The organism is Bacillus yapensis (assembly GCF_005280205.1).
GTDB lineage: Bacteria > Bacillota > Bacilli > Bacillales > Cytobacillaceae > Robertmurraya > Robertmurraya yapensis.
Genome location: NZ_SUND01000008.1, coordinates 105,191 through 125,470, shown reverse-complemented (window position 1 = coordinate 125,470; position 20,280 = coordinate 105,191). Strand labels below are relative to the sequence as shown.

17 protein-coding genes are annotated in these 20,280 nt (G+C 40.4%); 3 read left to right on the top strand and 14 right to left on the bottom strand.

The features are described 5' to 3' along the window. Positions 1–62: 62 nt before the first annotated feature. The gene (locus FAR12_RS11455) at positions 63–281 is read left to right on the top strand and encodes a spore germination protein (RefSeq protein WP_126408802.1); all 219 of its coding nucleotides are present in this window, start codon (positions 63–65) and stop codon (positions 279–281) included. A 523-nt stretch (positions 282–804) separates the two neighbouring features. Here FAR12_RS11455 and addA read toward each other — a convergent pair. From addA to FAR12_RS11440, 3 genes are all read right to left on the bottom strand, one after another. After that, the gene (gene addA / locus FAR12_RS11450) at positions 805–4,548 is read right to left on the bottom strand and encodes a helicase-exonuclease AddAB subunit AddA (protein WP_126408801.1); all 3,744 of its coding nucleotides are present in this window, start codon (positions 4,546–4,548) and stop codon (positions 805–807) included. Beyond that, the gene (addB, locus tag FAR12_RS11445) at positions 4,532–8,017 is read right to left on the bottom strand and encodes a helicase-exonuclease AddAB subunit AddB (protein WP_126408800.1); all 3,486 of its coding nucleotides are present in this window, start codon (positions 8,015–8,017) and stop codon (positions 4,532–4,534) included. The genes addA and addB overlap by 17 nt, the downstream gene beginning before the upstream one ends. 205 nt (positions 8,018–8,222) lie before the next feature. Then, entirely contained in the window at positions 8,223–8,423 is a 201-nt protein-coding gene (locus tag FAR12_RS11440) for a YwbE family protein (protein ID WP_126408799.1), read from the bottom strand. Between the two features lie 91 nt (positions 8,424–8,514). Here FAR12_RS11440 and FAR12_RS11435 point away from each other — a divergent pair, with 91 nt between their 5' ends. Both FAR12_RS11435 and FAR12_RS11430 read left to right on the top strand, forming a co-directional pair. After that, positions 8,515–8,988, top strand: coding sequence for a hypothetical protein (locus FAR12_RS11435; RefSeq protein ID WP_126408798.1), 474 nt, complete (start codon positions 8,515–8,517; stop codon positions 8,986–8,988). A 69-nt stretch (positions 8,989–9,057) separates the two neighbouring features. After that, positions 9,058–10,206, top strand: a complete 1,149-nt coding sequence (locus tag FAR12_RS11430; RefSeq protein ID WP_126408797.1) for an MFS transporter — start codon at positions 9,058–9,060, stop codon at positions 10,204–10,206. A 232-nt stretch (positions 10,207–10,438) separates the two neighbouring features. On the opposite strand, the gene FAR12_RS11425 is transcribed toward FAR12_RS11430, so the two are convergent. The 11 genes from FAR12_RS11425 to FAR12_RS11375 form a co-directional block, all read right to left on the bottom strand. Next, the gene (locus FAR12_RS11425; protein WP_126408796.1) at positions 10,439–11,050 is read right to left on the bottom strand and encodes a LysE/ArgO family amino acid transporter; all 612 of its coding nucleotides are present in this window, start codon (positions 11,048–11,050) and stop codon (positions 10,439–10,441) included. Between the two features lie 148 nt (positions 11,051–11,198). Then, positions 11,199–12,608 (bottom strand): acyl-CoA synthetase, encoded by a 1,410-nt coding sequence (locus tag FAR12_RS11420; RefSeq protein ID WP_342772313.1) that lies wholly within the window; start codon positions 12,606–12,608, stop codon positions 11,199–11,201. Positions 12,609–12,707: 99 nt separating this feature from the next. Next, positions 12,708–13,448, bottom strand: coding sequence for a 3-oxoacyl-ACP reductase FabG (gene fabG / locus FAR12_RS11415; RefSeq protein WP_126408795.1), 741 nt, complete (start codon positions 13,446–13,448; stop codon positions 12,708–12,710). A gap of 13 nt (positions 13,449–13,461) precedes the next feature. Next, positions 13,462–14,361: an intracellular short-chain-length polyhydroxyalkanoate depolymerase gene (gene phaZ, locus FAR12_RS11410; RefSeq protein ID WP_126408794.1), complete on the bottom strand. Its 900-nt coding sequence runs from the start codon at positions 14,359–14,361 to the stop codon at positions 13,462–13,464. Position 14,362: 1 nt separating this feature from the next. Beyond that, positions 14,363–15,370 (bottom strand): 3-oxoacyl-ACP synthase, encoded by a 1,008-nt coding sequence (locus FAR12_RS11405; RefSeq protein WP_126408793.1) that lies wholly within the window; start codon positions 15,368–15,370, stop codon positions 14,363–14,365. 17 nt (positions 15,371–15,387) lie between these two features. Next, positions 15,388–15,567 carry a hypothetical protein gene (locus tag FAR12_RS11400; RefSeq protein ID WP_126408792.1) on the bottom strand — a complete coding sequence of 60 codons (180 nt, stop codon included), beginning with the start codon at positions 15,565–15,567 and terminating at the stop codon, positions 15,388–15,390. Between the two features lie 12 nt (positions 15,568–15,579). Further along, positions 15,580–16,581 carry a branched-chain amino acid ABC transporter permease gene (locus FAR12_RS11395; protein WP_246010375.1) on the bottom strand — a complete coding sequence of 334 codons (1,002 nt, stop codon included), beginning with the start codon at positions 16,579–16,581 and terminating at the stop codon, positions 15,580–15,582. A 7-nt stretch (positions 16,582–16,588) separates the two neighbouring features. Beyond that, positions 16,589–17,449 carry a branched-chain amino acid ABC transporter permease gene (locus tag FAR12_RS11390; RefSeq protein ID WP_126408791.1) on the bottom strand — a complete coding sequence of 287 codons (861 nt, stop codon included), beginning with the start codon at positions 17,447–17,449 and terminating at the stop codon, positions 16,589–16,591. Between the two features lie 15 nt (positions 17,450–17,464). After that, positions 17,465–18,172 (bottom strand): ABC transporter ATP-binding protein, encoded by a 708-nt coding sequence (locus FAR12_RS11385; protein ID WP_126408790.1) that lies wholly within the window; start codon positions 18,170–18,172, stop codon positions 17,465–17,467. Further along, positions 18,169–18,924 carry an ABC transporter ATP-binding protein gene (locus FAR12_RS11380; protein WP_126408789.1) on the bottom strand — a complete coding sequence of 252 codons (756 nt, stop codon included), beginning with the start codon at positions 18,922–18,924 and terminating at the stop codon, positions 18,169–18,171. Before FAR12_RS11380 ends, FAR12_RS11385 begins: the two co-directional genes overlap by 4 nt. 71 nt (positions 18,925–18,995) lie before the next feature. Further along, entirely contained in the window at positions 18,996–20,192 is a 1,197-nt protein-coding gene (locus FAR12_RS11375; protein WP_425456167.1) for a substrate-binding domain-containing protein, read from the bottom strand. Positions 20,193–20,280: the final 88 nt, after the last annotated feature.

Here is a 20,280-nt window from a genome sequence, read left to right as displayed (position 1 = left end):
CATAGGATCTTATAACAACACTCTCAGGGTGCTTATGTCAAATTTACGAAAAGGGTGTTTTTATGCCTGCTATAGTTGGACCAGTACAAATTGTCAATGTAAGCGGCGGTGTTGTTCAATTCGGCGACACTTTTTTCATCTCCCCTAAAAGCTCATCTAAAACCATTTCGGGATCGGGCGCAGGAAATACAGGCGGTTTCATCCTTACCAATAACGCCATTAGTGCGAACAATACATTAGATACAAACTTAGTGGATCAACCAATTGCGGGGAATAACTAGAAAAAGAGACTACTCCAAAGGCTAATCAGATTGCCTTTTTAGGAGAGTCTCTTTTTCTATGAGTTTTTGTTTGAATGTTTGACAGGTTTCGGCTTGGAACTACATTAGTTGGCAGACATTCGTTGGTTGATTGACAAGTTCCAGCTTGAAACAACAATAGTTGTCAGACATTCGTTGGTTGTTTGACAGGTTCGTGCCCTGAACAACAATAGTTGTCAATCATTTGATCGTTGTTTGACAGGTTTGGGCCCTGAACAACAATAGTTGTCAATCATTTGATCGTTGTTTGACAGGTTCGGACCTAAAACAACAATAGTTGTCAATCATTTGATCGTTGTTTGACAGGTTCGGGCCCCGAACAGGAAAAGTTGTCAATCATTTAGTGCTTGATTGACAACTTCCGACTTAATCTAATACAAGTTGACACGCATTTGCTATTGAACAACATATAAGCCAAATATGTAGAACCAAAAAACAAAACTGCTCTCATGAATCGCTCATGAGAACAGCTTTTTATAAAAAATCATAGCCCCAGTATATGCCCACCATCAAAGAAGAACAAATACCGTTCCGTCACTTTTTTCTTTAAAATTTGCTCGAGTGCTTTTGTGTAGAGCTCGATTTGTACCTGGTATCGCTTCTCCAAGATTGGTCTAGCTTCATCAAACCCACCTCTGTAGCGATCATGAATGCCGTCAGTCTTGTAATCGACAAGAACGAGTCCATTCTCGTCTTCAAATACACAGTCGATGACACCCTGTACTAAAATCGGTTCGTTCTCGCCTTTCCAATCCGGATAAGCGACACTCGCCGGAAAGGCAGCACTGAATGGTACCTCACGTTTAAGTGACTCTGCCTTTAACATCCTTTGTCCCAACTCAGAATGGAAGAATTGAACAATCTGCTCCACATCGATAACCTGTTTTTGTTCCTCTGTTAAAAGCTCTTTTTCGACCATTGCTTCTAACTGATGCCCAATGGTCTCCGCCGTAATCGCCTTCCCTAAATCTACATGCTGCATGACCATATGCATAGCCGTTCCTCTCTCCGCAGGCGTAATGCTCTTCTCCTGTAGAAAACGAGGGCGATTAAAAATTGGACGTGAAACTCTAGAAAGCAGTTCCTTCCCACTATGCTCATCAACGATTTCACGCTGTCTCTTCATTTCAGATACAGACTGCTTTGAGCGATGTGAAGCAGCCTCTTTAAAAGAATATTGCCAACTCAAAGCTTGTAAAATTTCTTCTTTTCGCTCTGATGCCAAATCAATCGCTTCGCCACGATAGACCTTTTCTAGCAATTGATCTTCTTCAACTTCTTGCTCTTCATTCCTCGAAGCAATATCCGTCGATTTAATAATCTCTATCCGCCAAGATGAAGGATGCTCCGTAATCTCCATTGGTACCAATGGGTCGATTCCTTTTTCACCACGAAGTATTTCACTATCTTGGTGTCTTATAAGCGCTGGCCCTATCCAGTCTAAATAGCTTTTAGCTGATGCTCGCTCATATTCGCCTAATAACCATTCTTGATGCGCCAATCCTTGCGACCAGCTTTCTAACTTCTTCTCTACTTCCTTTACCGAAGCGAGCATATACAATTTTTCCTTTGCACGAGTTAAAGCCACATAAAGGACGCGCATTTCTTCGGCTAACATCTCAAGCTTCTTTTTCCGCTTAAAAGCAAGCTGTGGAAGAGATGGATAGGTGATTCTTTTCTCTGCATTCACGTATTTTGCAGCAAATCCAAGCTCTTTATCGAGCATATACGATTTGCGTAGGTCCATCATATTAAACTGACGAGCAGTTCCCGCAATAAACACGACCGGGAACTCCAAGCCTTTACTGCTGTGGATCGTCATAATTCGAACAACATCCTCTTGCTCACCGAGTGCTCTTGCTGCCCCTAGGTCATCCCCACGGTCACGCATTCTTTCTATAAAGTTCAAGAACCGGAATAACCCTCTAAAGGATGTGCTCTCGTATTGTTTTGCTCGGTCATAAAGAGCACGTAGATTCGCTTGACGCTGCTTTCCACCAGGCAACCCACCAACAAAATCATAGAATTTCGTTTCTCGATATAGCTGCCAAATCAGCTCTGCAACCGCCCCTTGTCGTGCTTTCTTGCGCCATTCTTGGAAACTCTCTAAAAATAGTTTCAGACGACCATTTAGCTCTTCTGTTTCGGCTGTAGGAGCTTTCTCGCAGAAAGCTAGAACTGCATCATAAAAAGAACCACTTCTATGATGAATACGAATCGTCGCAAGCTCCTCTTCATTTAATCCAACAATCGGTGAGCGAAGTACTGCTGCTAGAGGAATATCCTGATACGGATTGTCGATCATTTTTAAAAGAGACATCATAATCGATACTTCTGTCGCTTCAAAATAACCCGAAGATAGATTCGCGTAAATTGGAATCCCTTGCTCCTTAAACTCCTCCATAATTTGCGGTGCCCATGTCATTGAACGAAGCAAAATTACGATATCTCTGTACATAATCGGGCGACTTGACTTCGTCTTCCCATTATAGACTTCCTTCCGTTCTGCAATTAATTGTTTGATTTTCTCCGCCATAACCCGAGCTTCTAATTGCGATTGCTCAAGTTCTACTGCATCAAACTGGAGCTCTTCTACCTCATCGGTTTCATCCTCACTGTCATCTTTACCTTCTTGATCGATTAACAGCAATTCAATCGGATGTTCCCCTTCAGGATAGTCGGCTCCCTTAACAAGTTCAGCTGCTTCATCATATTCAATCTCTCCGACGCTAGTCCCCATTAGCTGTTTAAAAAGAAAATTCGTTCCATCTAGCACTTCTTTGCGACTTCGGAAATTTCGTGCAAGATCAATCTTAAGTCCAGAATCCTGTCCTTCACTTGTAAAACGGAGGTATTTGCCTAAAAATAAATTCGGTTCAGCCAAACGGAAGCGGTAGATGGATTGTTTTACGTCTCCAACCATGAACATATTGCCGCTCTTCTCGCCTTCCTTCGTCACGAGCTGAAGAATCGATTCTTGAACCATATTCGTATCCTGATATTCATCCACAAATACTTCTTTAAAATGGTTTCGGTACGATAATGCAGCTTCAGAAGGAATCAGACTTCCCGCATCCTCCGCTAATATTTGCAGACAATAATGCTCCAAATCAGCAAAATCAACAAGCCCTTTTTCCTTTTTCACCGCATCAAATCGACCCGCAAAGCTCTCAACAAGTCGAACCAATGTATCCACATGTGGCGCCATTTCTCTCATATCACGGATAAAGCTTTCAGGTTTTCTTGAAAACAGTTCGTCCTTTATGTTCCGGATCATTTTTTTCGCTTTATCTCTCAGCTTTTGTGCTTGCTCTAAAAGTTCTTTATCAAATTCATCCCCACGACAAGCTTTTGCGCGAGAAAAATTCACGACCTGCATGCGCAAATGTAGCTCCTGCCAAGAAACCTTCTTTGCCTCAAGTAGCCCATCCATTTGACTTATATCATCTATCAGATTCTCTGCTCGCGGAGCTGGTCCTCCTGGAAGCTTCGTTAATTCAAGAGCATTTTGTAAAAGTTGCTTGGCTCCTCGGAGCTGCAATTCGATGTCAAAAAGGAGTGCATTGACAAAAGGAAGCTCTTCGATTTCTGTTCCTTCCCCAAGATGGTACATATCCTTCATCGAATTTAAATACTTGCTCGGTGAAGCATTTGCTTGTGAGAAATCATAGATTTCACGAATAATTTCCTGAAGAGCCACATCGCTACGGTCATTTGAAAAAGTATCCACTAAAGCAAAGAATGCTTCATTTCCGTCCGTACCATATTCGTCCTCAAACAGTTCATCCATCACTTCATCACGTAATAGCTGGGCCTCTGTCGCATCAGCAATTCGAAAGCCAGGATCGACATCAATTTTATAATAATACTTACGTATGACTTCTAAGCAGAAGGAATGCAAGGTCGAAATTGAAGCTCGATTTAGCAAGCTCAATTGTTTTCTTAGATGCTTTGAAGATGGATTGGCATTAATCGCTTTTTCCAAAGCTTCTCCGATTCGATGTCTCATCTCAGCAGCAGACGCATTTGTAAACGTCACGACTAACAGTTCATCTACATCAATCGGGTCTTCCGTCGAAAGAATTTTGTTAATGATTCTTTCAACAAGGACAGCGGTTTTACCAGAGCCAGCTGCCGCAGCCACAAGTATATCCTGGCCACTTGCCCATATCGCTTTCCACTGGTCGTCTGTCCATGTCACACCCTCAGGCTTAGTTGGAATCGCCATGTGCTTCCTCCTCCTTTCGAATCATTTGTAGAACCTCTTCTTTTGAATGAATTGGGAGATTACGATAATCATTCCCCTCCATCGATTCATCAAATTGACAAACCGATTTAAACGAACAAAATGTACAAGGCTTTCGGTCCTTCATTTTATAAGGGGCAATCTCCACATTTCCACCGGCAATGGCATTCCCTGTTTTCACGTAAAAATTGCGGACATACTTTCTTAAATCATCAAACTCATCTAGACTTGCAACCTTCGAACGCTTCGTGAGCATGCCATCCTTCTTAATGCCTGCAGAAATGATGGAAGATTCTCCTGAATCCAATGTTTGGTCCATCATCCGAATAACATTTTCGTCTCCAAGTAATAGCCCATTCATCTTAAACTTCTTAAACAAGGCATCTTCAAGCTCATCAAGAGAAAGCATTTTCGATGCATTCACAATCGGATTATGAACATGGAAATAGAGCATCCCTGCCGGATTTGCTTCTTTTCCAATTAACATTTTTGAATTGGTTAAAATGATGTCCAAATACGTCAGCATCTGCAGTGCTAATCCATAATACACTTCATTAACATTCAATTCTTTGGCACTCGACTTGTAGTCAATAATCCGTAAATAAACGCCTTTGTCATCCTCAGCCTTGTCGACACGGTCAATCCGACCAATTAGCTCCATCTTTGTCCCATTATTTAATGAGAATTTCATTGGTGGAAGCTTTTGTTTTGGACCAAATCCTAGCTCTAAGCCAACAGGAGCAAAGCCACTTGCCTTTGCGTGTTCTTGTAAAACGAATGAAGCCCTCTTGATAATTTGCTCAAGCTTTCTTTTTATATAATGATGACGATTCGAACTTAACAAAATTTCATGCTGAAGCTTCGGTGCTAAAAGCTCAACCGCTTCCTTTGCTAGCCTTTCAATTTCATCCCTCGTTATGCGGTCCCAGGTACGTTCACTGACCGTCACGGTCTCAACAATATATTTCAAAGCACCATGGAATAATTCACCGATATCAGGCGCTTCTAGGCGGAATATTTGCCGTTCTCTTAACTTCAGGCCGTGCTGAGCAAAATGGGAAAACGCACAAGATGAAAACAGCTCCATCCGTGAAACACTACCCTGAATTACATCGGAATACAGTTCTCTACTCGTTTCTTCCGTAATTTGCTTCGATTCATTTGTATAATTCAAGCTCGACAAGACATTTTTTGCTTTTTCACTCAAACGTGGATGTGATAAATAGTAGTTATATACATCCCACCACATCTCATAGACTGGATAATTTCTCTTCAATAGCTGAAGCTGAGCCGTTAAATAAGACAGACTCGTTTCCTCATGGGAAATATAGTCCACTTGCTCATCCTCATGAAGCTCAGATATTTCAGCTAAATAGCGATGATGGTGAATATTTGGGAACATCTCCATCATTCTTGAAATATACGGAGATGGCATGAGTGCCTTTCCTTCATCATTCGCCATTGGATAACTGATAAAAACGCGGTCCGAAGCAGTTGTAAAAGCTTTGTAAGCTAAAAACTCTTCATCTAGCAATCTTTTACGGCTGCTAGGGGCAATCTTCAGCCCTCTTGTTGCGAGACGCTCCCTGTCCTCATCTGCGAGCAATCCATCCTCTGTAAACTTCGCAGGAAGTACTCCATCATTTAAACCAATTACAAAGGCTACCTTAATATCCGATAGACGTGATAATTCAAGATCCGCGACTAATACTTGGTCTACGGCTGGTGGAACAAGAGCAAAACGCAACGATTCCAAGCCCGCATCTATGATACTAGCGAATTTTTTCAGCGAAATTGGTTCATCGGAGAGCATTTCCACAAACTGATCAAGTAAATCGATAATCCCATTCCAAGCCTGATCGTGTTCACGGGCTGCCACAAGATTTCCTTTTTCCTCTTCTTCTGTTTTCCACTTTTCTAATTTCGCTGGGATTTCGAGTTCCTCAAGAAAAAGATAGAGTGCCTCACATAGCTGCTTACCCGTCTCTGCCTTCTTAAATCTTTTCGCTAATGTCAGAATAGGAGCCGAAATCATATCCCTTAATTCATTCAATTCATTTTCTAATTCTTTTTCCGCATCCGTTTGAACACCAGTTTCAAACTCTAATCCTCTGAATCTACGATACTTCCAACGTTCCTTTTTCGTCCATTTTCCACCCTGAACACCGTGCTCAAGAACATAATTTTCGAGCTTGTCCATTTTTGCACGTAGCACTCGCGGGTTCTGATTTAATGGGAAAAAGAGCTCTGTTTTCGCCGCTCGAAAGACAGGCTCATAGCGCCAAAATCCATTGATCACTTCAAGACTTGAACGAATAAGTTCAACTAATGGATGGTTGAGCATTACTCTTTTTTGATCAATAAAGACTGGTACTTCATAATCTGCAAAAATATTTTCGATGAGATCCTGATACTCCTGCCCATTTCTCAAAAGCACAGCAATATCGCGATATCGATAATCCTCATCTCGTACGAGTTTGCGAATAGAACGGGCAATTCCTTCTATCTCTGCTCGCCGATTGACCGCTTCGGCAAGATGAATGAGAGGCTCTTTTTCATAAGGAATACTTGGTCGTTGATCAAAAAATGATTCCATGTGTTGCAAGGAATCGTTTGCCAACCTCAATTGTTCTTCAAAAAGGACCTCTTCTATTTCCAGTCCTTCTACTCTTGCCATTTCATAAAGGGTTTGACACGTCTCACCTGACATGCGGAAGAGATGAAGTTCATCTGGTGCCTCATGAGTAAACGGTTGATCTAAAGTTAACGCAATCGTTACTTGTTTAGCGTGTTTCATTAATTGTGCAATAATCAAATATTCCTGCGGTGTAAAGCTATAAAAACCGTCTACATAGATGGTTGCATTTTTCAAATAAGATGAGTTCGCAATCTGCTCACCTAGTAATCTTAAATAATCCTCTGAATCTGTATATTTTCCAAATAAGGCATCTTCAAATGCCTGATAAATGATTTCTAAATCGTGGAGCTTGTCCTGCAGAACTTTTTCATTAGTATCCCGCTGTTTTTCTGCTAATTCTTCAGGCCGAACGAGATAGCGTTTAAACTCGGTTAGAATAGTCTCCATTTGTTGGATAAACCCATTCTTATCAGCTGCTCTTTCAAAAAGTCTAAGCTCTTCCTTTTTATCCATGATGATTTTTCGAATCAACATGCTGACCCCAACATTGTTGATATGATATCGACTAATTCCGCCTGTTTCTTGGAGAATTCTCCAGGCAAGACGAGAGAAGCTGAATACTTGGGTACGGATCATCCCAGCGATATCAGGGGTTGTGATTAATTTATATTCAGACAGAAATGTCATTTGGTCTGGTACTAAATAGATGATTGGATCACCATCAGGGTCCCTCTTCATTTTTTCTTGTATTTCGTTTAGAGAGAAGGTTGTTTTTCCTGTTCCTGATCTTCCAATCAATAGTCTTATCGACATTGTTTAACCTCCTAAAACACCCACTATGCGTCTTCTGTGTTGTAGACTATACACATCTTACCACAATATGTAGTCAATTTTTCGGATCATGTTTTGTTACTTTTTTCATATAAAAAATTGTATTCCTTTTCTGGAAGGTTATGCTAGATAATCGTTGATTTTTCGCTATTAGAACATGATCCAAAAAAAAGCCGAACATTGCTGTTCAGCTGTTAATAATCGATTGTACTCTTCCCACTTGTCCGTCTGTTAGTCGGACTTTGATTCCATGGGGGTGGAAGGAGGAATTGGTTAAAATATCTTTCACGGTTCCTTTTGTTAATTTTCCTGTTCTTTGGTCTTTTTTTAAGACGATTTCCACTTCTAGTCCTTCTTTTATATCTTTACGATTACGGCCATCTGACATTTTACTTGCTCCTCTATTTCTCTGTTTTTGTTAAGGTTAAATCTAATGGTATAATGAAACGAAATTAAAATCCAATTTTAGTGGAGGCACCATGCTATCATTTGAAGAAAAGCTACAAATTATTGAATCGTTCCCTCAATTAACTCGCCGTGATGTATCATTAGGTCGTGTTAATTTTCATTATGAAGAAAGTGATTATGATAAAAAGACTGTTGTTTACCATTTACATCCCAATGGAAATGGCTTTGTCTATGCTGAATACTTAGATGAATATGAACCAGACCAAAAAGGAATGGTCAATATCCGTGAATTCTCAGCAAAAGAGCTTCGTAAAATTATTGAACAATCGATTGAATCACTAGCCCCAAGATCAAACATCGAGTCTGCGATTGTCGGAGAATCTGAAGAAGAAGAATATTGGATTAATGAAGAAAACTTCACCCTTATTCTTATTTATGAAGATGAGATGTGGAATGTTTATGCTGGATTAAATCTTGATGGAACATTTCCTTCCTATAATGAAGCAGCCCAGTATTTGAAAGAAGAAGGATTCCGATTGAAATAATATTCAATTGCTTATACAACCTACCTATGCCACAGTACTTGCATACTATGGCATAGGCGGGTGATATATGTGGATACGAGATTAAGATACACAGCGGTTTTACTCATCATTACTGGCGTTTTTGTTGCCAGCAATATTTATACCTTAATCCCCATTTATGACACTGTTTCTCACTCCTTACAGATTAAAGAAAACCATGTCGTCTTTGCTGGAAGTTTATTTTCCCTTTGCTACGCGGTTGGGCTTCTCTACTTCGGTCCAGCATCTGACCAATTCGGAAGAAGAAAAATCATTATAATCGGCATGCTCGCTTCAGCTTTTTCAACCTTAATGGTCGGGTTAGTGGATACTACAATTGGTCTTTACACCGCACGTTCTCTTCAGGGGCTAACACTAGGAAGCTTCGCACCAGTCGCGTTCGCACTTATCTTTGATCACTATACCGAAAGAACAAGAACACTCCTACTTGTTTTTATTAACACAGGCTTCTTAATGGCTGGAATTCTCGGTCAATTAATTAGTTCTTCAATTACCGCTCTATCTGTATGGAATAATGTCTATTATTTTTTTGCAATTAGCTACTTTGTCCTTTTTATTCTGAGTCTAATCGTCCTTCCAAAGTCCAAAATATCACACTTTAAAAATCGTGCTATCCTATCCACAATGACTTCCTTATTCAAACATAGAACCTTACTTAAATGCTACGGAATTACCTTCACATTGCTCTTTTCTTTCGTTGCCCTTTATGATGGAATTGGACGCTATTTTGGAGAACAACCTGAGCAGCTATTTAGCCTTCGTGCCGTTGGATTAACCGGAGCCGTCCTTTCCCTATTTACCGGGAGACTGATTGAGAAATTTGGGATAGAACGTACCATGTTTACAGGTTTTGCGATTGGTATGATCAGTCTCATTGCTATGAGCCTCTTTCATAGCTGGTTTGCTTTAATGACTCTATCGATTTTATTTGTGGCTTCAATTTCATTACTGATTCCTACCGTGATCACATTAGTTGGTACGTTAGGAGGAACACACCGTGCCAAAGCCCTTACTATCTATTCATTTGTCCTCTTAACAGGGGCAAGTATTGCTTCGCCAATTGTCATGCTACTCAACTTCCAATTCGTTCTTTTTTTACTAATAGGATTTTTTATCCTTAACTTTATTTTAGGGATCTTTCTATCCCAGGAGTTAGTTCAGGAACAACACGCCTTTTAGAAAAAAAATCGAGCATCCATGGCTCGATTTTTTTATACAAGGCTCTTTTCGCAAACTTTGTTGCTTTTGAAGCTAAGTTGGTATAGGAATTACCTAGTTGACCCTAAAAAACAATATGATATTAGCGAAAAGTGCCGTGCAAAATTTATGTGTTCCACTAAACCGAGTAGGAGGCGTAAATGTCGGCCTCTGGACATTTACGAAAAAAACTACAACCATTATGAAAACAGCGTTACTCAAAGAGAGATATCCCAATATAGATGGCTGTTCCCCACATAATAATGGCTGAAACCTTGTTTAGAACGTTCAAAAACTGACCTGATTTATTCAGGTTGCCTACAAGTCTTCCTGCAATTCCAAGTCCAGCAAACCATATCCATGATGTTATGATGCAGGCAATCGCAAAGGCGAATTTTTCAGTTCCTATATACTTAATAGAGCTTGTTCCAATTACGCCGACCGTATCCATGATCGCATGAGGATTCAACAAAGAAACCGACATTGCGAAGAGAATCTGTTTTTTCGGTGAAACTGACGTTTGCTCTCCATCAAGCTGTGTAGGCTTGCTTCTCCAAACGACGATTCCCATGTATACAAGAAAAATGATCCCACCTACAAAAAGAATCGTTTTAATCCAATAGGAGCTTAATACAACAACTGACACTCCCAATACTGCTAATGAAATAAGTAGCGTGTCACAAAGCGATGCGGTAATAATAACAGGGAGCGCTTTTGAGAATTTAGGTTGAATTGCTCCTTGATTAAATACAAATACGTTTTGTACCCCTAAAGGTAGAATAAGTCCAAATGCTAAAATCAATCCATGAATCACTGCTTCGATCATAATAATCCTCCAAATTTTTGAAACTATTTATCAATTAAAACACAAAAAGCGTGAAAATTCATTCTTCACGCTTTTTCGTTTATATTTGAGCCCATTTCCTTTAACAGCTTTTTATCAATTTTCCCCACATGTGTTTTTGGGAGCTCTTCTAGAAAAAAAAAACTTTTGGAATTTTATATTTTCCTAACTTATAAGAACAGAATGTTTTCAACTCTTCACTTTCAATTTCTTCATCCGGTTTCGGGACCACGAAAGCAGCCACCATCTCTCCCCATTTTTTATCTGGCAATCCAACAACCGCTACTTCATCCACCTTAGGATGAGAAGCTAGCCAATGCTCCACTTCTAAAGGATAGACATTTTCTCCACCCGTAATAATCATATCCTTTTTCCTACCAACAATGTAAAAATAGCCTTCTTCATCCATTCGTGCTAGATCACCAGTCTTAAGCCAGCCATCCTCTATTGTTTCCTTTGTCGCCTGTTTATTGTTCCAATAATATTCGAAGGAGTGCTTTCCTTTTATCAGCACCTCTCCTACCTCGTTCACACCTGCTTCTTTTCCGTTTTCCTTTACCAATTTGATTTCATTAAACATCATCGGCTTTCCAACTGAACCTAGTTTCTCCATTGCAACATGGGGATCAATGAAAAAATTATTCGGACCAGCTTCTGTCAGTCCATAGCCTTCTTTGAATAAAATTTCTTTTCTTTTAAAAGCCTCATAAATTTCTAACGGACATGGAGCACCCCCTGATAAAAAGGTTTTCATCGATTCAAAGGTACTCGTTTGAAATTCGTTTGTTTCAATCATCATTTGATACATGGTAGGAACTAGTAATACAATCGTGCATTGATAGTCCTTGATATACTGAATAGCTTTTTCAGGAATGAATTCTCGACCGATGACAACCCTTCCCCCTGCCATTAAAAGAGGAATCGATAACGCATTTAGACCTCCTGTGTGAAAAAGAGGCATATATGTTAGCGTCGTGTCATCATTTGTTAAATTCCAGCTAATAATCGTATTTATCCCATTCCACATGATCGATCGGTGAGACAATACGACTCCCTTTGGATTTCCAGTCGTCCCCCCTGTATAAATAATCGCTAACGGATCTCTTTCGTGGATAGGTTCTGCTGAATATTGGCCTCCTTTTTCTACATTCTGATTCACTTGAAAGGAACAGTATGATGCAAATATTTCATGTTCCATATTCTCTTGAAAGCTTTCGTGATAGCCAACTAGTTTTGGTGAACAATCCTGTAAAATATAGGCTATTTCATGAAAGGACAACCTCCAATTTATCGGAACGAATATTGCCCCAAGCTTAAGGCAAGCACAAAGCAATTGAAAATAGCTAATATCATTTGGTGAAAAAAGGGCAACGCGATCGCCTTTTTTCACTCCTTGTTTATATAACCAATTTGCCGTATTCTCGCATAGGTGATTGAACTCAGCAAATGTCCATTCCCTCTTTTGCTCCGCATCAATAATTGCTACTGCATTTGATGTTAAACTCGCTTTATTTGCTAGCCAGTCAAGCTCCCACCTCACCACAATCTCTCCTTCATTCTTGATGGATTGATTGTAATTAGAAGTGGTTACAAGGAAGTTACAAATGCAAAAAAGTAGCCCAAGGCTACTTTTAAAGTATTACATCCGAATCCCACCATCCACGTGTAAGGTGATGCCATTTACATACCTTGCTTCATTAGAAGCTAAAAACAAATAGGCGTTAGCAATATCTTGTGGTGCCCCAAGCCGGCCAAGTGGAATCTGCTGTTTCATTTGGTCAATAACCTTGTCAGGTACCGTAGCGGTCATTCCCGTTTCAATAAATCCCGGTGCTACTGCGTTAACAGTAATTCCTTTGCGGCCAAGCTCTTTTGCCCATGTTTTTGTCATGCCTACAACTCCTGCTTTTGAGGCAGCATAATTTGTTTGCCCAATGTTTCCATATACACCCGAAACAGACGAAGTATTGATGATCGCCCCGCTTCCTTTCGCCACCAAAGTAGGAAGAACCGCTTGTGTACAATGAAAAACACCTGACAAGTTTACATCGATTACCTTTTGAAAATCGGCCGCAGTCATTTTGGAAAGCATCGCATCTCTTGTAATTCCAGCATTATTGACAAGAATATCAATAGTACCAAAACGGTCTAGTACTCTTTGCACCATCTCATCAACGCTGACTCGTTCCGAGACATCTACTTGAAAAAACGCTACATCGTAGCCTTTTTCCTGGAGTTCATTTGCTTTTCCACCACCAACCTCTTCATCAAAATCAGCAATGGCTACCATTGCCCCTTCGTGAGCAAAGGTTTCTGCTGCAGCGAAGCCAATTCCCCCTGCTCCTCCAGTAATTATCGCTACCTTTTCAGCTAATCTCATAGTTCTTCCTCCATTAAGATAAGAAATCAGTTATCTCCTGTAACAATTGTTCTAAATCATCTACGAGAGGAGAATGCCCACAATCTTTCAATTCAACAAAACGAGCATTTCCCCCAAAGTCCTGCATAATCTCTTCTGCCATATGCTTAACAACAACCAAATCACGTTCACCTCGAAGCACAAGTGTTGGGATGATAATATCTTTGGCTTGATTTTCCCCTCCTGTTAAACCATTGTTCACCGAACTAATGTTGAAAGTATTGAGCGCATGATACACCTCTGCTAAATTTCTTTGTGTCAGCATATCATCAACATACTCCTCGTAAAGCTCTTCACTTGGTTGATTTTTTGTGTAAATCAACGCATTCCAAGTCGCTTTCAACAGTTCACGATTTTGCGTATCATACGCTCCTTGAATCGCCAAGGTTTTACTATCGTTTTTCACATCTTCATACGTTTGGAGACGATTGTTCAAGTCAACTTGACCATCCGTTGTTACTCCATAAAATGGATAACCCCTTGTTGAAGCGGAGGCTAAAAGGACGAGTTTTTCACAAACACCAGGGTAATCAGCGACAAACTGCATTCCAACAGCTCCTCCTGTTGACCAACCAACAATCGAGAAATCAGTCAACTGTATGGAATCAACAAAGAGCTTCACATCTTTTGAAAAATCCTTAATTGACTGAATAGGAGTATGATAGGTGGACCCTCCAAATCCTCTTAAATCAACCGCATAGATTTTAAAAGAAGGCGCGATGTTTTCAATAACCCGATCCCAATGCTTTGAAGAAGTCATATTTCCATGAATGAGCAAAACCTTCTTTTCTCCACCTTCTCTTTCTCGATATGCCAATGTTTCACCGTTCGACAACAATACTTTTTTCAGTTCTACTTGAACACCCAGTGTCATACTAATCTCCCTTTCCCCAGCGAATTGTTGTTGCCCCCCATGCATAGCCGATTCCTGCACTTACTAAGACGACGATATCGCCATTCTTTAACTTACCTTCCTGTTCTGCAAGCTCTAGAGATAAAATTTGATCAATTTGTCCAATATGACCGTAGTTTTCTAGATAAATAGAATGATCTTGAGACAAACCTAATTCCTTTAATACATATTCATGTGCTGATTTTTTCATGTGTAAGAGACCCACATACTGAATATCCTTCTCAGAGTACCCACTCTTTTTCAGTGATTCGCGAATAACCTTCAAGAAGTTGGCCATTGACTTCTGTTCCAGTCGATTTTTCATCCCCTCAGGATCTAAGACATCAAGTTGGTGGAGGTGAAGATTATCTTTTGTAAGTGGGTTCTTTGTTCCCCCTGCTACAACCACTACGTCTTCAGAAAAGCTTCCATCTGTGATTAAGTCGGTTTCCAGGAGTCGATTTTCGCTGTGACCCTTTCGTAACAGCATCGCTCCACCGCCTGCACCAAGATTAAACATAAAACGAGTTCTCGTATTCTCGTAATCAATAAAATCGATATTACGATAGCCCCCTGCAAGTAAGACGGTTCCTAGCTTTGGGTCCGAACTCATCATATCCTTCGCAATCTTTAAAGCCATAATTGTTGTTCCACATCTTAGTGCAACATCAAAGGCCACAGCATTATATGCACCAATTTCCTCCTGAAGCTTAATTCCGGCAGTCCATAAAGGATACTCCTTATGTTCTTCACCAATATTTATAATCAAATCAATCTCTAATGGATCGATTCCTGCTCGCGCTATCGCCTTTTTGGCAGCCTTTATCCCCATTTCACAAGTATGATCATCCACACCTGGAATCGGTTTACATTTAATCCCCATCTTTTCTTCCACAATTTCATATGGAATCCCTGCTTTTTTTGCAATTTCCTTTCCTGTCATAAAAGTATCAGGAATATATGTCGCGACACTCAAGATTCCAATTGTCATTTCCCCTCACCTCAGTTTTAAGCTTCCCCGACAATCTTTTTCATAAAAAGAGTCGCTTCCTCAATCGTTTCAAAAAGGGTTTCCTCGTCCTCTTGTACATGCGTGACTTTAATTCGCCAACTCTTTTTATTTGATTCCTTATCAAACTCAGCTAAATGAAATCGAATAATAAATGAGGCAATTTGTGTTTGCTCCATAACCATTCCTCCTTAACCCGCTGCCTTTTGTTGCTCTGATTTATCGGTTACACGCTTTTTGGATTTCAGTTTTATATTCCTTACTGTTCCGACAATTCCTCGCGGAAAAAACATCACGACAAGAATATAGATAATGCCAAAGAAGATAATCCAACGTTCAAAAATCCAATGAACCTTCGCAAGCTCGGTTAACCAATGGTGAGCAAATTCAATCAATCCAGCTCCTATAATCGCTCCGATTAATGTACCGACACCACCAATTATCGTCATTAAGAGAGCATCCAACGTAATGTCCATCGTAAATACACTCGTGTTAACAAAACGCAACGATACGGAGTAAAGGATTCCTGCAAATCCAGCCAAAACACCTGAGACAACACTCGCGATAATTTTGTATTGTATAACGCTGTAGCCTAAGGATTCTGTTCTTTGCTCATTTTCCCGAATCGCTTGTAACACCTTTCCTAATGGTGAGTTTGTAAACCGGTTTAAGAGCAAAAAGACGACAATCATGGAAACGAGGCAGATTAGGTAAAAATCTAATCGATCTCGAAATATTTCAGGCGTTCTAAAAGTAAAACCGTCATTTCCATGGGTCAATGTGCGCCATTTTTCAGCCAATACTAAAAACAAACTAGCAAATGCTAATGTGAGCATTGCGTAGAAATGACTTTTTAAGCGTAAAGTTAATAATCCTACTACATAACTAACAATAGCTGTGATGAGGATCGTTATGACGACGGCCAGTAGGAAATAAGGTAAGGTGGGTTCAAATTGTTTCATAAAGATCCCAACTGCGTATGCTCCAATTCCAAAGAACATCGCATGACCAAATGAAACAATTCCTGTGAATCCTAACAGTAAATCATAGCTCATGGCGAAAATCGCAAAGATAAACACTTGTGTAAATAAAATCATCATCGAGCGAGAATCATTCATAAATGGAAAAAGGATAAGCAAAATCGCAATGATTGTATAAACAATGTTTTTTCTTTGAACAAATATTGATTTCACTTTTTTCTCACCCCTTCCACCCAAATAAGCCTTGTGGTCTAAAAATTAGGACTATCGCCATTAACAGCATGTTTGCAGCAAGGGCTAAGTCTGGTACATAATAAGCCATAAAGGAGCCAGATAAACCAACGAGAATGGCTGCTAGAATCGAGCCTGGGAAACTCCCCATTCCCCCAATGACAACGACAATAAAGGCGAGAATCGCAAACTCCATACCCATTTCTGCATGAATGACGCCGGAATATGGACCAAGGAGAACCCCACTAAGAGCTGCCATTCCAGAACCAACCATGAAGACAAGCATAAAGACCTTCTTAATGTTGATTCCAAGTGCTTGCACCATCTCTTTGTTCATAACTCCAGCGCGAACAACAAGACCGATTTTTGTATTCTTCAACACATATTGAACGGCGAAAAACACAAGTAACCCAACAGCAATGATAAAAAGGCGATATTTGATAATAATAACTCCGCCCACCTCAAAGCTTCCTTTTAAGAAATCAGGAGCTGTTGCCGAAAGCTGATTCGGTCCCCAAACGACCTTTAATAATTCAGATAAAACAAGCATGAGACCGAGAGTAATTAAAATCTGCTGTACATGATTACCGTATACTGGCTTAATGATGACCCGTTCTGTAATCAGCCCAAGAATTAATCCCGTAACCACGGCACCGAGAATGCCGATGATAAAACTACCGGTTGTAGCATAGAGCCACGTACCACTATAAGCTCCCCAGGCAAATAATCCACCATGGGCAAAGTTTAGGACATCCATCAATCCAAAAATCAGTGTTAGCCCTGCAGCTAATAGAAAAATGAGCATGCCCGTCGCCAATCCATTTAATGTTAAATTAAAGAAAACATCCAATTCCTCTTCCCTCCTCTACGCGATGCCTAAATACTTTCTCCTCATCTCATCGTCTTCTTTTAGCACTTCCATTGGTCCATTTTGTACCGTCTGCCCATCGTCAATAATGTAAAAATGGTCCCCGATCGTACTCGCCATCATGAAATTTTGCTCGACAAGCACAATCGTTGTTGTATCCTTCATTTCGATAATCGATTCCATCACTTTTTCCACGACAATCGGAGCAAGTCCCTTACTCGGCTCATCAATCAAAAGAAGCTCATTATCGTTTACATACGCTCGTGCAATCGAAAGCATCTGTTTTTGCCCGCCACTTAAAAGACCACCGGGCTTCTTCCAAAACTTCTTTAAATCAGGAAACAAATTTAAAATATAATTAAGACGCTCTTTTGTACTGTCACTTTCATTTTTCATGGCAACCTTCAAATTTTCTTCAACTGTCAGCTCGGAAAAAATGCCCTGATCCTCCGGAACATAACCTATCCCCTTTTGCGCTACAGAATACGTCGGAAGTGACTGAATTTCCTCATTGTTAAAAGTGATCGTTCCTTTTGTAGAGGGATTTAAGCCCATAATTGTTCTTAGTGTCGTCGTTTTCCCGGCACCATTCCTCCCGAGGAGCACGGTTACCTCACCTTTACGTACTTCTAGTGAAATGCCTTGTAAAATATGAAACTGGCCAATATAGGTTTCAACCTCATTTAACTTCAATTGGATAGTCAACTGTGAATCCCTCCTAGATAGGCAGACTGGACGGTTTCATTTAGCATAATCTCTTTAGGAGTGCCATCTGCAAGCAACCGCCCGTTAAACAACACCATAATGGAGTCGGATAGATCCAAGATCATATCCATTTTGTGCTCGATTAATAGAATCGTTCGATCACCTTTTTCTTTAATTCGTCGGATCACATCTAAAATCGCAGGTACCTCTTCCAACGACATTCCTGCTGTTGGTTCATCTAACAGTAAAACCTCTGTGTTTAACGCTAGTAACATCGCAATCTCTAATTTTCTTTTTTCACCGTGGGCCAAATTGATCGCAAGTGTCTCTTGCTTATCCTCAAGCATCACCATTTCAAGCCATTCCAGTGCTTTTGCCTCTAAGTCTTGATATTTTTTAAAATGGGAAAGCATTTGATATCGAATACCTGCCTGAGACTGAACAGCAAGTCGTACATTTTCTAATACCGTCAAATTCGGAAACACATTCGTGATTTGAAAGGAGCGTCCAATCCCTTTCCTTGTCCGTTCAGTCGAAGAGAGCTTCGTAATATTTTCTCCACGGAAAAAGATCTCCCCTTCCGTTGGAGAAAGCTGACCACTCAACAAGTTGAAAAATGTCGTTTTCCCTGCACCGTTCGGACCGATGATCGATTTGAATTGATTGGCAGGAACCGATATGTTCACGTGATCGACAGCTATATGCCCACCAAAAGCGATGGTTAAATCCTTTGTTTCAAATAATGTCTCCACCCGAAAACCTCCTTTTAAAATAGAACAATGAACTTCGGTAAAATTACCGAAGCTCATTGTCCGTACTAATGCTAATTCCTAATTGGAGGAGCAGTCTCTTCCGGACTCAATTCACGAATTAAAACTGGGACTGGATATGGAACTCCGTCCTTTTTCTCCAGTTTAATTGCATATAGCGATTGTAACGCCTGATGATCCTCTGGTCTGAAGGTCATTGTGCCTTTTGGTGTGTCAAAGCTCATCCCTTCCATTGTTTCAATTAAGGTATCTGCATCAGCTTCTCCCTCTGTTTTCTTGAGGGCTTCTACAATCGCAATGGCCGCTGTCATACCTCCTGGTGTAAATAAGTCAGGTACATCTCCATTAAAACGCTTTTTATGTTCTTCAACGAGCCAGGTATTCATGTCATTTTGCGGTAGGTCATGATAGTAAACGGTGAAGCCTTCCATTCCAACAAGGGGCTCCATAGTCGCTAATGCCGCGATATCTGGTGCACCAGTCGAGATTTTAATTCCTTTTTCCTGTACTTTCATGTCAGCAATTTGATTCCAAGGAGAGTTTGCCCCAGCCCATACGACAAATAAATAATCTGGCTTTGCATCAATGATTTTTTGAATATTAGACGTGAAGTCTGTTGCATCCTGAGGGGCATATTCTTCATGAATAATTTCTGCTCCTAGTTTTTCAGCAGCTTCTTTGAATGCTGCCACTCCATCCCATCCAAAGGAATAATCAGGGGCAAATGTAGCAATTTTAACCCCTTCACCAGCAATGGCAGCTGCACCAGCTACGGCATCCTGGGAAGAGTTACGAGCTGTACGGAAAATATATGGATTAAACTCTGAACCTGTTACACTATCTGCAGCCGCTGGTTCAACAATCATAATTTTTTCATATTCTTCAGCTAGTGGTAGTACGGCTAATGTGTCACCTGAACTAGAAGAACCGACTAGAAAATCAACCTCATCTTCTTCTAATAGTTTTGTCGCTTTTTGAACGGCAACTTCAGGCTTTGTTTCTGTATCTTCTATGATGTATTCAATTTTTCGTCCAGCTACTTCCATCGTTCCTTCTGTCGCATATTCCAATCCAAGTTCAAATCCTCTTAATGTTTGCTCACCATACGCTTCTAGCCCGCCTGTTTGTGAGGCAAGCACACCAATTTTAATTGGTTCTGTTGGTGCTTCTTCTGTTTCAGTTGTTCCTTCTGTTCCTTCATTGCCTTCAGACTCGGTTTGTTCTGAGTTGCTACATGCGCTTGCAATCAAGAATAATGATAAAAAGAATGCAAAAAACAAGCTCCGTTTCAACGTTTTCACAGTCGTTCTTCCCCCTTAAATTTTTTCAAAGACTCAT